Raw genomic sequence first — 13,987 nt, 5'->3', positions numbered from 1 at the left:
TATCCGGTGGTCCCGGGCCGGGACACCGGATACGATCGGTGCACTTGCCGGCGTTGGGGCCGCCGGCGCCGTTGTGACTGTGGGGGGGCGCGTGCGATGAGGATTGTCAAAGCTTGTGCGGGTGCGGCAGTCGCCGCACTCATGGTGTCGGCGGTTGCGCATGCGCAGCCTGAGGACGCTGAGTCAGACGACGTTGTCTCAGAAGACGTTGTCTCAGAGGATGCCGGCTGGGAGATGCCGGACATCAAGGAGATGAACCTCCAGGACGCCGACGACGCCTTGAAGGAGGCGGCCGCCGGTGCCGAGTTCGAATTGAACACCGAGAACATCAACGGCGTGCATCAGGATCAGGTGGTGTACGAGTTCTGGAAGGTCTGCTGGCAGGCGCCGGAAGCGGGCGAGATGGTCACCCCGGATTCCTGGGTGGGCGTCGGCGTCACCCGTTACAACATTGACTGCTGGTGAGGCCGCACTCTGGCTAGACTCCCCACGTGGGATATCCGGACAACGTCCTCGCCGCGGATGAGCAGGTGGTGCTGCACCGGCATCCGCATTGGAAGCGGCTGATCGGTCCGGTTCTGGTGCTGCTGGTGATGACCGCTCTGGCGTCGTTCGGGGCGGCCTACGTCAATTCACTGGAGTGGGATCCCACGGCCAAGCTGGTGGTCTCGCTGGTGATCCTGGCGATCTGGCTCGTGATTGTCGGATGGCTGTCCGTGTGGCCGTTCCTCACGTGGCGGACCACTCACTTTGTGATCACCGACCGTCGCGTGATGTTTCGGCACGGCCTGCTGACGCGCAGCGGAATCGATATCCCGCTGGCTCGGGTCAACAGCGTGGAGTTCCGACACGGGCTGCTCGATCGCATGCTGCGCACCGGCACGCTGATCATCGAGTCAGCCAGCCAGGATCCGCTGGAGTTCTACGACATCCCCCGAGTGGAGCAGGTGCACGCCCTGCTCTATCACGAAGTCTTCGACACCCTCGGATCCGAAGAGTCGCCCAGCTGACGAGCGCGTCTGCGCCGGCTTCGGCGCAGCGGCGTCACGACGCCGTCGGAGTCGCCGTGCCGGGTCTCGTACTCGTCTTCGAGAGCTTCGGCGAGGCCACCACCGGTCAGCGTCGACTCGAGTGCCTTCTCCGGGTCGCGCGCGAATTCGTCGGGGAAGACAAAACGACGGAACGCCCAGAACCGGAAGGCCATCTGCAGCAGGTTGCCGATGATGTAGGCCGAGATGAAGTCAGCAATGTTCTCGGTGGCCAGCGACACCTCGGGCACCCGCAACCCCAGCACGTAGCTGGAGAAGTACAGCGGCGCCATGGCCAACAACACGCCGACACCGCTGACTCCGAAGAACAGCAGCGCCTCGTGATGTCGTTCCCGGCCGCCGCGGTCCCGGAAGCTCCATTCCCGGTTCAGGATGTAGGACGCGATCACCGCGACCACGCCCGCAATGATCTTGGCCGTGACCGGCTTGGGCTCCAGGATGGTCAGCTTGAGCGTGTAGAAGATCGCCGAGTCGATCACGAAAGTGGTCGCACCGACGATCGCGAACTTGATCAGCTCGTGATGCCGTTCGGCGAACGGCCGGATCAGCCTCGGCAGGCGGGCGATCGTGGCATCAGCAAAGGACACGATAAGCCAGTGTACGGAAGCACGCAGGCTGGTGCGGAATCGTGGTTACGGCGCAGGTCATGCCACCATGGTTGACGTGCCACGAGCTTCTGAAACCCATTCTTCGTCCACTCCGGTCGTCGCCATGATCGGCGGCGGCCAGTTGGCCCGGATGACCCACCAGGCTGCGATCGCGCTCGGCCAGACCCTGCGGGTCCTCGCCGTCGACCCCGCCGATCCCGCCGCACAGGTCAGTCCCGACGTGGTGCTGGGTTCGCACACCGACTACGACGCCCTTCGCAAGGTGGCCCAGGGTGCCACCGTCATCACCTTCGACCATGAACACGTCCCCACTGAGCACCTGGACAAGCTGGTCGCCGAGGGCGCGACCGTTTCCCCGCCGCCCGAGGCGCTCGTGCACGCGCAGGACAAGCTCGTGATGCGCCGCCGACTCTCCGACCTGGGGGCTCCGGTTCCGCGCTTCGCCGAGGTCAGCAACGCCGATGAGGCGGCCGCGTTCAGCAGCGAGGTCGGCGGTGCCGCGGTCATCAAGACCATTCGCGGTGGCTATGACGGCCGCGGGGTGGTGCTTCTCGACACACCTGACCAGGCCCGTGACGTGGCCGCGCGTTACCTCGCCGACGGTGTGCCGATCCTGATCGAGGAACGGGTGAGCATGCGCCGTGAGCTGTCCGCACTGGTGGCGCGCTCGGCGTTCGGGCAGGGCTCGGCGTGGCCGATCGTGCAGACCGTGCAGCGCGACGGGATCTGCGTCGAGGTCATCGCGCCTGCGCAGGACCTGTCCGACAAGGTGGCCGCCGCGGCCCAGCAGCTCGGCCTGCGCCTGGCCGACCAACTCGGTGTTGTCGGCGTCATGGCCGTCGAACTGTTCGAGACGGCCGACGGCGACATCCTGATCAACGAACTGGCGATGCGCCCGCACAACTCCGGGCACTGGACCATGGACGGCGCCGTGACCAGCCAGTTCGAGCAGCACCTGCGCGCCGTGCTCGATTACCCGTTGGGGGAGACGTCGGCGCGCGCCGCGCTGACGGTGATGTCGAACGTCCTCGGCGCCCCGGAGACGCCGACGATGAGCGTCGACGAACGAATCCATCACCTGTTCGCGCGCATGCCCGACGCGAAGGTCCACATGTACGGCAAGGGGGAGCGTCCGGGCCGCAAGTTGGGCCATGTCAATCTTGTCGGCAAGCCGGGCGAGGACGTCGCCTCGGTGCGCGAACGCGCGAACCGGGCATCGCACTGGCTCTCGCATGCGCAATGGACCGACAACTGGAACGAACATGGGAACACCAATGGCGACTAACCCCCGAGTCGGGCTCATCATGGGCAGCGACAGCGACTGGTCTGTCATGGCCGATGCGGCCGAGGCGCTCGCGGAGTTCGAGGTGCCGTTCGAGGTCGGAGTGGTCTCCGCGCACCGTACGCCGGGCCGGATGCTGGACTACGCCAACACCGCGGCCGATCGTGGCATCGAGGTGATCATCGCCGGTGCGGGCGGGGCCGCGCATCTGCCGGGAATGGTGGCGTCGGCGACGCCGCTCCCGGTGATCGGAGTCCCCGTGCCGCTGGCACGCCTCGACGGACTGGACTCACTGCTGTCCATCGTGCAGATGCCTGCCGGGGTTCCGGTCGCCACCGTGTCCATCGGCGGCGCGCGGAACGCGGGTCTGCTCGCGGTGCGGATTCTCGGTGCCAGCGACACGACGTTGCGCGCGAAGATGACGAAGTTTCAGGCCGATCTCGAGGCCATGGTGCTGGACAAGGACGCGGCGTTGCGGGCGCGTCTCCTCGGTGGTGACTAGACCCGGATCAGGATGGCGACTGCGACGTCTCGGCGTCGGTGTGGCAATTCTGCGGCAGCGGAGTGCTTGTCGGCGGGTGCCCGGTCTCTCCTCCGTGCAGGCTCGCGTCAAGCACTGCGCTTCCGCGGAGCCAACGACGCTTTCCGCTCCACCCGCAGTCGCAGACGGCCCGGTGCCGGAATGCGGTCGACAAAACGAAAGCCTGCATTTGCAGCAAACTACTCCACAATCTCCGCTGCCGACCACACCAACGCTGGCGGGGCTCTGAGAGTCTTCGCTGAGCAGCGGAAATGGTCTTCCAAGAGGCGGGCGAGTAAAGTTACCCGCTGGTATTAAGGAGTTCATCATGGCTGCATGGGGCGGAAATCCGTCATTCGATCTGTTTCAACTTCCCGAGGAACACCAGGAGTTGCGCGCCGCGATCCGCGCACTCGCGGAGAAGGAGATCGCTCCGCACGCAGCCGATGTCGACGAGAACGCCCGGTTTCCTGAGGAGGCCCTGCAGGCGCTGAACGCCTCGGGTTTCAACGCCGTCCATGTCCCCGAGGAGTACGGCGGTCAGGGCGCGGACTCGGTCGCGGCGTGCATCGTCATCGAGGAGGTCGCGCGGGTTGACACGTCGGCGTCCCTGATCCCCGCGGTCAACAAGCTCGGCACCATGGGCCTGATCCTGCGCGGCTCCGACGAACTGAAGAAGCAGGTGCTGCCGCAGCTGGCCTCCGGTGAGGCGATGGCCTCCTACGCGCTGTCCGAGCGCGAGGCCGGCAGTGACGCGGCCGGCATGCGCACGCGCGCCAAGGCCGACGGTGACGGCTGGATCCTCAACGGCGCCAAGTGCTGGATCACCAACGGCGGCAAGTCCAGCTGGTACACGGTCATGGCGGTCACCGATCCGGACAAGGGCGCCAACGGGATCTCCGCGTTCATGGTCCACAAGGATGACGAGGGCTTCACCGTCGGGCCCAAGGAGCGCAAGCTGGGTATCAAGGGGTCACCGACCACCGAGTTGTACTTCGAGAACTGCCGCATTCCGGGCAATCGCATCATCGGTGACCCGGGCACGGGCTTCAAGACCGCGCTGGCGACGCTCGACCACACCCGCCCGACGATCGGCGCGCAGGCCGTCGGCATCGCGCAGGGAGCGCTGGATGCGGCGATCGCATACACCAAGGACCGCAAGCAGTTCGGCAACAGCATCAGCAGCTTCCAGGCGGTGCAGTTCATGCTCGCCGACATGGCGATGAAGGTCGAGTCGGCGCGCCTGATGGTCTACCACGCAGCGGCCCGCGCCGAGCGTGGCGAGCACAATCTGGGATTCATCTCCGCCGCGAGCAAATGCCTGGCCTCCGACGTCGCGATGGAGGTCACGACCGACGCGGTGCAGCTGTTCGGCGGCGCGGGCTACACCGTCGACTTCCCGGTCGAGCGGATGATGCGCGATGCCAAGATCACCCAGATCTACGAGGGCACCAACCAGATTCAGCGCGTGGTCATGAGCCGCGCCCTCCTACGCTGACTGGTGCGTGCTCAGCGGACGTCGGGACGCTGAGGCGCGGCGTGCTGTGGTTCTGTGGCGATTGATTCCAGACTCTGCCCCGCGGCGTTACGCCGTTCCACGGTGGTCTGCAAGTGTGCGAACCCGTACACAAACGTGACCATGGCCGCGAATGCCCAAGCGTCGCCCAACACTGACTGCCACCCGGTCATGGTGGGCGCCATGATCAGCCAGTAAAGGCCAATCATCAGCATCGGGTAGCCCAGGACGATGTAGAACCGGCCGTCGCGCGACAGGCGCCAACCCGGGTGGCGGCGGGTCCGGAGATGCCATCCCGCCAGGACGGCGACGGCGAGCGCGCACACGACGGTGGACATGGTTCCCCCTGGCCTTGGACGCTCCTCGCATCGGCGTTGTGAATTATGTCACAGTAATGTGAGGTCTTGTCAGAGGTTCCCCGCTTTCCGGCGGCAGGAAACCATGTGCGCTCGGGAGGCCCGCGAAATGCGGCTGCCGGTGACGGACGCCGTCGTGCACTTCGCGGACGAGAGCCACCTCGACTTTGCACTGGCCGACACGTTCCCATATCTCCACGGACGAGGTGTACGGGGACCTGGAACTTGATAGTGCGTGGGTGCGTTCCTGACCATGTCGCGGACCGGCCGGGTCACGACCTGCGGTAGCCAATCGATCCCGGTGCACTGCGGGACCAACTGGGGTGGAGACCAGAACACGCCGACGTCGACGATGCGTTGCGGGCCACCGTCGACTCGACGTCAGGATCGCGACAGCGAAGGCTGATCCGGTCCCGTCAACAACCCCAGGAGGTATCCGCCATAGCCGGACTTGATCAGCCGTTCGGCACGGTCGCGCAGCTGGTCATCGGTGATGTAGCCGAGCCGCCAGGCGACCTCCTCGGGCGCCCCGATCTTGAGTCCCTGACGCTGCTCGACGGTCCGAACGTAATTGCTTGCATCCAGCATGGAATCGAAGGTGCCGGTGTCCAGCCACGCGGTACCGCGGGGCAGCACTTCCACCGTGAGATCCCCGCGTTCCAAGTATGCGCTGTTGACGTCGGTGATCTCCAGTTCGCCGCGGTCGGAGGGGCGCAGCCCGGCCGCTATGTCGACCACGTCGTTGTCATAGAAGTACAGGCCCGTGACGGCGTAGTGCGAGCGCGGACTCTCAGGCTTCTCCTCCAGCGAGATGGCCCGGCCCGACTCGTCGAACTCGACCACGCCGTAGGCCGACGGGTCCGAGACCCAGTACACGAGCACGCCGCCGCCGCTGACATTGTTGAAGCGGTTCAACTGGGACCCCAGCTGTGGGCCATGAAAGATGTTGTCGCCCAGTGCAAGAGACACCGAATCGGAGCCGACATGCGAGCGTCCGATGAGGAAGGCCTGCGCGATGCCATCGGGGCTGGGCTGAACCTCGTAGGTGATTGAGATGCCGAACTGCGAGCCGTCACCGAGCAGCCTGGTGAATGACGGCGCATCGGCCGGCGTCGTGATGACCAGGATGTCGCGGATGCCCGCCAACATCAGGGTGGAAAGCGGGTAGTAGATCATCGGTTTGTCGTAGACCGGCAGAAGCTGCTTGCTGGCGCCCATGGTGGTCGGATGCAGCCGAGAACCGGTCCCCCCGGCCAAGATGATCCCGCGCATTCGCTGATCCTCTCAGCGATCTGTTGTCGGGGCAAACGGCGAAGCGCCGGGGGGTCGGTGGCGTGCGCGTCGGTGGCCACCGAAATGATTGCGCGCGCAACAACTTTGCACTATCGCCGACAGCGCACGCTGATCACCTCAGGCGGATGGATGGCGGCGCCGCGCCGCGCCGAACGTGTTAGCCCAACCGTCTCACGGCAGGCGGGGCACACCTGCTTGAGTGGGCAATGCCGGCCCGCGTGGTGGGGAACCGCGTCGAATGCTCCGCATCGTTGCCAACAAAAAGAACAAAAAAATGAACTTTGCTGAACTTGCCAACATTTGCACAATGCGGAGGTTGCCCGGATGTCAATTAACGGTCGGGACCGCTATCCTGGAATCCCAGGCAGTCGTTCTACCAGGCAGGTATCGACAATGCCTCAAATTTCGACCCCGATGGCCGACGGTCGACGTGGAGTCGTTTGCAACTCGCGGAAAAGATTTGCTTGATTGCGTCAGTCCTGGATGATACGTTCGAGCCCTCTCGGGGGATGTCAGAGCATTCGAGCCAGATGTCCAGCCGGGGCGGCGCGCCATTCAATGGGGACAGGCGCGAACGTATGGGTCATACCGTTGGGGGACGGAAAATGCTGCTGAACGTTTATGTAGACGTGGTTGTACACGGCGCTGTCGGCCATCGCGCGTGCGAGGCCAGCTCCTCGCGGCCAGCGCAACTCGGTGCGATGTGATGGACGACCGTGGAACCCCCACGGCGACGGAAGAACTCGGTGATGAAATGGAACCATCGCCGGATGTGATGGCGGGGAAGTCTGCCGTGCAGCTGTCACCTGGGGTAACCACGGCGGTGTCGTCGCCCACTGCGGGTGCGCCGCGGCAGTACGCGGTGGACACGCCCAGTGGGGTGTTCCGGCGCTGGACCTGGCAGCGGCGTTACGGGGCCAAGCTCGCAGTGAGTGACTTCTTCGTCGTCGGCACTGCGGTGACCCTCGCGCAGCTGCTGCGCTTCGGCGAAACACTCGATCCGCCAGGGTATCTGCGCTACTACGTACCCACATTCTCGGTGCTTTTCGCGCTGGCCTGGTTGATTGCCCTGTCGGCTTTTCACACCAGGTCGCAGCGTGTGATCGGCACAGGTGTCGAGGAGTACCGGCGGGTGGTCACGGCGTCGTTCTACACGTTCGGGGCAATCGCCATGGTGACACTGCTGGTCAACGTGGATATCGCTCGCGGATATCTGGCGGTTGCGCTGCCGGTTGGCACGGTTGGTCTGCTCTTGTCTCGGTGGGCTTGGCACGTGGGGATCGAAAGGCATCGGTCCTCGGGTGAGTGTCAGACCGCGGTCCTGGCATTCGGTGAGCGCGAGGCCGTCACGGACCTGCTGGTGGAGATGACACGTCACCCCGCAGACGGGTTTCGCGTGGTCGGAATCGGAGTGCCCGGCTATGGACCGCCGCGCGGTGAGCATCTCGAGATCAATGGTCAGCGGATCCCGATCATCGGGGACGAGGCCGACATGCTGGGTGCCATCCGCACGTGCGATGCGGACACCGTTGCAATCGCGGGCACCGAATGCTTCGGAGTTCGCGGAATCCGAAGGCTCATATGGGATCTCGAGCCAATGGGCGTTGACCTGGTGGTCAGCACCGGGGTCTTGGACGTGGCGTTGTCCAGGTTGGCGATGCGGCCTATCGCCGGCCTTCCACTGTTGCAGATCGAAAAGCCGCAGTATCGAGGGGCGAAAAGGTTTGAGAAGCGCGCCTTCGACGCGCTCTTTGCGCTCACGGTCCTGACGGTTGCAGCCCCAGTGATGCTGGCGATCGCACTCGCGGTCAAGCTCACAAGTCGGGGTCCGGTGTTCTATTCGGCTGAACGGATCGGAATCGACGGCCAGCCTTTCGCGATGCTGAAATTCCGCACAATGGTGCGGGATGCCGACAAGCAGTTGGACCTCCTGATCGCTCAAAACGAGAGTGATGGTGGGGTTCTGTTCAAGATGAAGAACGATCCCAGAATCACCCAAGTCGGGCGGTTCCTTCGGCGATTCAGCCTCGACGAACTGCCGCAGTTCATCAACGTACTGCGTCGCGACATGAGCGTCGTCGGGCCTCGTCCGCCGTTGCGCCGCGAGGTCGAGGCGTATGACTGCGAGGTGCTGAGACGCCTGTTGGTCAAGCCGGGAATAACTGGACTCTGGCAGGTCAGCGGTAGATCCGACCTGTCTTGGACTGATGCGGTTCGGTTGGACCTGTCCTACGTCGACAACTGGTCGATGGTCGGTGATCTCCTGATCGTCGTGAAGACGCTCAAGGCAGTCCTCGCGCGAAGCGGCGCTTATTAGGAGTCGCCGCCCGCGCTGGTGGGTGGTTTATATCGGGAAATTACGGGGGGAAGTTGAAATGCCGGCGTGATTGACGCCTGGCAGGAGGGCGCGATCGGGAACCATCCCGATAATTCAGTTCAGAAAATATCGGAGGATACGTGGACACAAAAGTTCGTGACGACGTGGTTCAGTTCATAATTTCGAACTATCTTTTCGGCGATACCGGCAGGGTGCCGGCGGACGGTGATTCCCTCATGGAGGGAGGCGTGATCGACTCGACTGGGATCCTGGAGCTCATCGAGTTCCTGGAGTCGCATTTCGGCATCGAAGTGTCTGAGTCGGAGACAGTGCCGCAGAACCTCGACACCATCGCCAATCTCACACAGTTCGTCACCGCCAAGAAGACGGTCGAAGAACTCAGTGCCTGACGCCCACGTGGCTGATGGACCGGGGGGTCACTTGAGATGGAAAGTCTGATATTCCGCAAGTCGGGGCCGAAGCTCCTCGACATCGTTCTCCCACCATTTCTCTTCCAGCAGTTGAGATATGGTCTCCTCGGAGAACCGGTACTTCACCACGCGTGCGGGGTTTCCCAGGACCACGGCGTAATCAGGCACATCCTTATTGACCACCGCACCCGCTCCGATCACGGCGCCATTGCCTACCCGATTGACCTCCGGCAGAATCACCGCGTTCGATCCGATCCACACATCGTTCTCGATCACCGTCGCGTTCAGCGGGCCGCCGATCCAATCGTCACAGAGCCCGAACATCGGATTATGGAAAACAGCGTGCGTGGATTTCAGACCAATCGGGTGATTTCCGTTGACGATTCGAACGCCCTCGGCGATGGAGCAGTACCGACCGATTTTCGTGTTGGGGTCCACCGCCCAGGGGGTGAAGCAGCCACCGTGCGTGTACATGCCGATCTCCACATCCCAGTAATTCTTGAAGATCACGCGGATGGTCTCGGATGTGTAGGCGTCGCCCTCCAGTCGGCGCAGCATCCACAATGCCACGGGGCGTGCGCGTCGAACCGAGTACAGCTTGACGATGAAACGCCTGAGCATCGCGCTCTCCCTACCGGACCGAACTCACTCGGCCCCCCGCCGGATGTGGAGCTTAAAACCATACCCGGCTCAAACGTGTTCAGCGACAGTCACAAGGACCAAATCAATGGTTTCGCGGAGCGGGGTCGCTCGATACGCTTTCATCATGACGCCCGAACAGATCTGGCTCGCAAGCATCCGGATGCACCGGGCGCGTCGATACCGGTTGGCGCGGATCCTGAAGGCCGTCAACGCACTGGTGTTCAGCACGGCGCTGCCGCCCGAGGCCGAGGTGGCCGCAGACGTCCGCCTGTGGCACCACGGACTGTCGGTGGTCATCCATCCGGACACTCGAATCGGCTCGGGCGTGGAGATTGCGCAGGGCGTGACGATTGCGGCGGGGGCGCCGCATGCGGGTTCGGGTCTCGGTGTGACAATCGAGGACGGGGTGAGCATCGGTGCCGGTGCGTGCGTCATCCCCAAGGAGGGCACCGGCCTGACTCTCGGTCGTGGCTGCATCGTGGGGGCGAATGCGGTGGTGACCAAGGACGTTCCGGCCTACGCGGTGGCGGTTGGCCAGCCGGCGACCGTCCGCGCCCGAACACCCCGGGAGATGGCGTCACCCGACGGGCAGGGGCGGGGCTGTGAAGCGGGCGAGATCGGCGGCTCCCCGCACTGAGGGGCCGACCACGCCTGATCCGGGGGCGTGGTGAACCCGGGGGCGCGGATGCGCCAGTACATCCGCTCGTGGCGGTGCCCGGTGTACGAGACGCGCAATCGGATCGTGGGACGCGCTGCTACGCAACGGAACCGGGTCTTCCAGGACAGTGAGGTGCGCCGCCTCCGCCAGGAACTGGGTGGGCGCAGGGTGGTGGCCGAGATTCTGGTGGTGATACCCACCTATCGGCGTCCCGAGGGTGTCAAGAGGGCTGTCGCGAGCGCGTTGGCGCAGACACGTGACGATCTTGCGGTGATCGTGGTCGACGACGGCGGCGGACTGCCCGGGGACCTGCCCGTGGATCCGCGCCTGCACGCAGTGTCGCTGCGCCGCAACACCGCAACGCTGGGCCTGGTGCGTAACGTCGCCATCCACCTGGCCGAGTCTGAGTACATCGCGTTCCTGGACGACGACAACGTGTGGACGCCCGACCACCTGAATGCCGCCCTCTGCGCGCTCGAGGCGGATCCCGGTCTGGGCGGCGTCTACACGACACTTCGCAGGCTCAAGCCGGACGGCTCCGAACTGGATGTCCTCGGGTTGCCGTTCGACCGGAAGCTGTTGCGGTGGCACCCGTATATCGATGCCAACAGCATTGTCGTGCGACGTTCGGCGAACATCGATTTCAGCGTGGTGCCGAGGAACAGGAACACGCTTCCGAAGGAGGATTGGGAGTATGTGTGGCGGACCAGTCGCCGCAGTCGGCTGAGCCACGTACCCGCCGTCACGGTGCTCTACGCCGTGAACCCGGACAGCTACTACACACCATGGGAACTGGCGGCAGAACCGCCTGGGGGGACCTCATGAGCCGCACAGTCATCTGCGAGGACGCGGCGACCGCCGTCGGCGGACGTGTCGAGACGTGGAGGGGGACATCGCGTGAACATCAGTGACTTTCTGCTGGGTGCGGGGGATCCGACCGCCCCGGCGTTGACTGATGCCGGACACACTCACTCCTATGCGCAGCTGCGGCACGCCGCGGGAGTGCTGGCCGCCGAGCTGGCGGCGCTCGGCTTGCCGCCGGGTGCGCGGGTGGCCGTAGTCGGGGCCAATTCACTGTTCTGGGTGGCCGGCTACCTGGCTGTCATGAAGCTCAATTTGGTCGCCGTGCCGATCACGGACAAGTCCACGCCAGAGGACGTGCAGCGTAACGTCCGGTTGGTTGAGTGTTCGGCCGTCCTGATCGATCGTCGGCTCAGTCGCCGGTTCGCCGGTGCTCTGGACGGGCTGGCGGTGCTCACCGACGATGCGCTTGGTTCGGCGCGCGAACCGCACTGGCCCGCAGCGTCAACCGATGTGAACGCCGACGCGGTGCTGATGTTCACTTCGGGAACCACCAACGTTCCCAAGGCTGTTCGGATCACCCACGCCAACATCCGGGCCAACACCGAGTCGATCATCACCTACCTGGGCCTGCGGCCCAGCGACCGGGTGCTGGTGATTCTTCCGTTCTATTACTGCTATGGCGCGTCACTGCTGCACACCCATCTGCGCCTGGGCGCGCATGTGGTGCTGTGTAATTCGTTCGTCTACCCCGAGACGGCCATCGACCTGCTGGACACCGAGCAGTGCACGGTGTTCGCGGGTGTGCCCTCGTCGTTCCAACTGCTGCTGCGGGCCACCACATTCACCTCCCGTCCGCTGCCGTCGCTCCGCATCATCCAGCAGGCGGGCGGCAAGCTCCCGCCGGTGATGATCGACGAACTCATCGCGGCACAACCGTCTGCCGAGGTGTTCGTGATGTATGGGCAGACTGAGGCCACGGCACGGTTGTCCTATCTGCCACCACATTTACTGCGCGAGAAACGGGGATCCGTCGGCCGTGGGATCCCCGGCGTCGAACTCGCAGTCCTGGACGAGGAGATGCGTGCCGTCCCCCCCGGACTACGAGGGGAGATCTACGCCGTCGGGGACAACATCTCGCCGGGCTACTTCCGCGATCCCGAAGGGTCGGCGGCCAAGTTCACCTCCCACGGGCTGCGCACAGGTGATCTGGCCGAAGTCGATCAGGACGGCTACATATTCATCGTCGACCGCCGCGACGACTTCATCAAATCGTGGGGCTACCGGGTGTCCAGTCAGGAGGTGGAAGCGGCCGTGCTTCGAATGGAGCAGTTGGTTTCGGCCGCGGTGGTGGGGGTTCCAGACGACGAGGCGGGTGAGGCTGTGACACTGTTCGTCACAACCCGTCCCGGCAGTGACGTCGCGACCGAGGACATCCTGGCGCACTGCCGACGCGAGCTCGCCAAGCACATGGTGCCGCGGTCGGTGCACATCATCGATGCCATGCCGTTGAACGCCAACGGGAAGATTGCCAAGACAAGCCTGCGCAAACATGATGGGAGCAAGGTACTCTCGGTATGACCGTTGCGTCTGGGTCTGATCTGTTCATTTGGGGGAGTGGTCAGCATGACCGAAAAAGTTGGCTGGCGTTCGCGTCGGTCTGTCATTGTGGTCGGCGCGCTCAGCGTCGTTGTGGTCCTGGTCTTCGCCACCGCGGTTCTCTTCGATGACCTCTGGAAGGACACTTCGATGCCGGTTCAAGGCGCACCCGAACCCGCCATCAGCCTCGCGGAACTCGACACTGTCGACCGCACGGCGGTCTTCTTCGGGCATCAATCGGTGGGCGAGAACATCCTCGACGGGGTGCCGGTGATCTATGCCGCCGAGGAGTCCGCAGCGCCGCCCATCGGTTACGACGGTGTCCGGCCCGGGCCAGCCGGCGGATTCATCGAGCACGCATTCCTGCCGGAGAACGGCAAGCCCCTGCTCAAGATTGAGAACTTCGACAAGGAACTGCGCGGCGGGGTGGCGGACCGGGTCGATGTCGCGTTGATGAAGCTGTGCTTCCTCGACATCACCGCCGGCACCGACGTGGATGCGGTGTTTGCGAAGTACCGCGACACCATCGCAGGACTGCAGCGTGATTTCCCGCATCTGAGGTTCGTGCATGTCACGGTGCCGCTGACCACGGACGCTACGTTCAAGCAGAAGGTCAAGATGATGCTCGGAGGCAGTCCGGATGGGTACGGCCAGACCGAGAATGTCGCACGTGAGCGCTATAACACCCTGGTGCGCAACACATATGGCGCCGACCACCTCTTCGACATCGCTGCGGTCGAATCGACCAGCCCGACCGGCAATCGGTCTGCACATCAGTACGACGGGCGGGAGTATTACGCGCTCTACCAGGGCTACGCATCCGACCTCGGACATCTGAACGCGGAGGGTTCGGAGGTGCTGGCCACGGCCTTCCTCGAAGCCATCGCTTCGGCGTCGCCGAGATAGCCCCCGATG

The 13,987-nt window shown here is 64.2% G+C and carries 15 protein-coding genes; 11 read left to right on the top strand and 4 right to left on the bottom strand.

Annotated elements, in window-relative coordinates; translation table 11 throughout:
* The first annotated feature begins 96 nt into the window (after window positions 1-96).
* On the top strand, window positions 97-465 hold the full coding sequence (locus tag G6N34_RS27810; protein WP_133057711.1) for a PASTA domain-containing protein: 369 nt from the start codon (window positions 97-99) through the stop codon (window positions 463-465).
* Window positions 466-491: 26 nt separating this feature from the next.
* A complete protein-coding gene (locus tag G6N34_RS17435; protein ID WP_085148968.1) occupies window positions 492-1,010 on the top strand; it encodes a PH domain-containing protein in 519 nt (172 codons plus the stop codon).
* Here the strand turns inward: G6N34_RS17435 and G6N34_RS17430 are convergent.
* A complete protein-coding gene (locus G6N34_RS17430; RefSeq protein ID WP_085148965.1) occupies window positions 965-1,636 on the bottom strand; it encodes a GtrA family protein in 672 nt (223 codons plus the stop codon). The two genes, G6N34_RS17435 and G6N34_RS17430, sit on opposite strands and share 46 nt — an antisense overlap.
* Window positions 1,637-1,703: 67 nt before the next feature.
* Between G6N34_RS17430 and G6N34_RS17425 the strand changes: the two genes are divergently transcribed.
* The 3 genes from G6N34_RS17425 (at window position 1,704) to G6N34_RS17415 (ending at window position 4,957) form a co-directional block, all read left to right on the top strand.
* Window positions 1,704-2,942, top strand: coding sequence for a 5-(carboxyamino)imidazole ribonucleotide synthase (locus G6N34_RS17425; protein WP_085148962.1), 1,239 nt, complete (start codon window positions 1,704-1,706; stop codon window positions 2,940-2,942).
* Window positions 2,932-3,441 (top strand): 5-(carboxyamino)imidazole ribonucleotide mutase, encoded by a 510-nt coding sequence (gene purE / locus G6N34_RS17420; RefSeq protein WP_163645426.1) that lies wholly within the window; start codon window positions 2,932-2,934, stop codon window positions 3,439-3,441. The genes G6N34_RS17425 and purE overlap by 11 nt, the downstream gene beginning before the upstream one ends.
* Before the next feature lie 346 nt (window positions 3,442-3,787).
* Window positions 3,788-4,957, top strand: coding sequence for an acyl-CoA dehydrogenase (locus tag G6N34_RS17415; RefSeq protein ID WP_085148956.1), 1,170 nt, complete (start codon window positions 3,788-3,790; stop codon window positions 4,955-4,957).
* 11 nt (window positions 4,958-4,968) lie between these two features.
* Here G6N34_RS17415 and G6N34_RS17410 read toward each other — a convergent pair whose 3' ends face one another.
* Together G6N34_RS17410 and rfbA are read right to left on the bottom strand one after the other, a co-directional pair.
* On the bottom strand, window positions 4,969-5,313 hold the full coding sequence (locus G6N34_RS17410) for a hypothetical protein (RefSeq protein ID WP_085148953.1): 345 nt from the start codon (window positions 5,311-5,313) through the stop codon (window positions 4,969-4,971).
* A 399-nt stretch (window positions 5,314-5,712) separates the two neighbouring features.
* Window positions 5,713-6,603 (bottom strand): glucose-1-phosphate thymidylyltransferase RfbA, encoded by an 891-nt coding sequence (gene rfbA, locus G6N34_RS17405; protein WP_085148950.1) that lies wholly within the window; start codon window positions 6,601-6,603, stop codon window positions 5,713-5,715.
* Window positions 6,604-7,378: 775 nt separating this feature from the next.
* On the opposite strand from rfbA, the gene G6N34_RS17400 reads away from it, so the two are divergent.
* Both G6N34_RS17400 and G6N34_RS27800 read left to right on the top strand, forming a co-directional pair.
* Window positions 7,379-8,941, top strand: coding sequence for a sugar transferase (locus G6N34_RS17400; protein WP_264016594.1), 1,563 nt, complete (start codon window positions 7,379-7,381; stop codon window positions 8,939-8,941).
* 248 nt (window positions 8,942-9,189) lie between these two features.
* Window positions 9,190-9,351, top strand: a complete 162-nt coding sequence (locus G6N34_RS27800) for an acyl carrier protein (protein WP_197746691.1) — start codon at window positions 9,190-9,192, stop codon at window positions 9,349-9,351.
* Between the two features lie 27 nt (window positions 9,352-9,378).
* Here the strand turns inward: G6N34_RS27800 and G6N34_RS28390 are convergent, their stop codons facing one another.
* A complete protein-coding gene (locus tag G6N34_RS28390; RefSeq protein WP_085148945.1) occupies window positions 9,379-9,993 on the bottom strand; it encodes a CatB-related O-acetyltransferase in 615 nt (204 codons plus the stop codon).
* A 145-nt stretch (window positions 9,994-10,138) separates the two neighbouring features.
* Here G6N34_RS28390 and G6N34_RS28385 point away from each other — a divergent pair, with 145 nt between their 5' ends.
* The 4 genes from G6N34_RS28385 to G6N34_RS17370 all read left to right on the top strand — a co-directional run bounded on the left by G6N34_RS28385 (window position 10,139) and on the right by G6N34_RS17370 (window position 13,978).
* Window positions 10,139-10,651 carry a serine O-acetyltransferase gene (locus G6N34_RS28385; RefSeq protein ID WP_085148942.1) on the top strand — a complete coding sequence of 171 codons (513 nt, stop codon included), beginning with the start codon at window positions 10,139-10,141 and terminating at the stop codon, window positions 10,649-10,651.
* 105 nt (window positions 10,652-10,756) lie between these two features.
* Window positions 10,757-11,497 carry a glycosyltransferase family 2 protein gene (locus G6N34_RS17380; RefSeq protein ID WP_197746690.1) on the top strand — a complete coding sequence of 247 codons (741 nt, stop codon included), beginning with the start codon at window positions 10,757-10,759 and terminating at the stop codon, window positions 11,495-11,497.
* A gap of 72 nt (window positions 11,498-11,569) precedes the next feature.
* Window positions 11,570-13,054, top strand: a complete 1,485-nt coding sequence (locus G6N34_RS17375) for a class I adenylate-forming enzyme family protein (RefSeq protein ID WP_085148937.1) — start codon at window positions 11,570-11,572, stop codon at window positions 13,052-13,054.
* A gap of 45 nt (window positions 13,055-13,099) precedes the next feature.
* Entirely contained in the window at window positions 13,100-13,978 is an 879-nt protein-coding gene (locus tag G6N34_RS17370) for a hypothetical protein (RefSeq protein ID WP_133057709.1), read from the top strand.
* The last annotated feature ends 9 nt before the right edge of the window (window positions 13,979-13,987 follow it).

The organism is Mycolicibacterium confluentis (genome assembly GCF_010729895.1).
In the GTDB taxonomy this organism is placed as follows: Bacteria; Actinomycetota; Actinomycetes; order Mycobacteriales; family Mycobacteriaceae; genus Mycobacterium; species Mycobacterium confluentis.
This window is presented reverse-complemented; position numbering and strand designations above follow the sequence as displayed.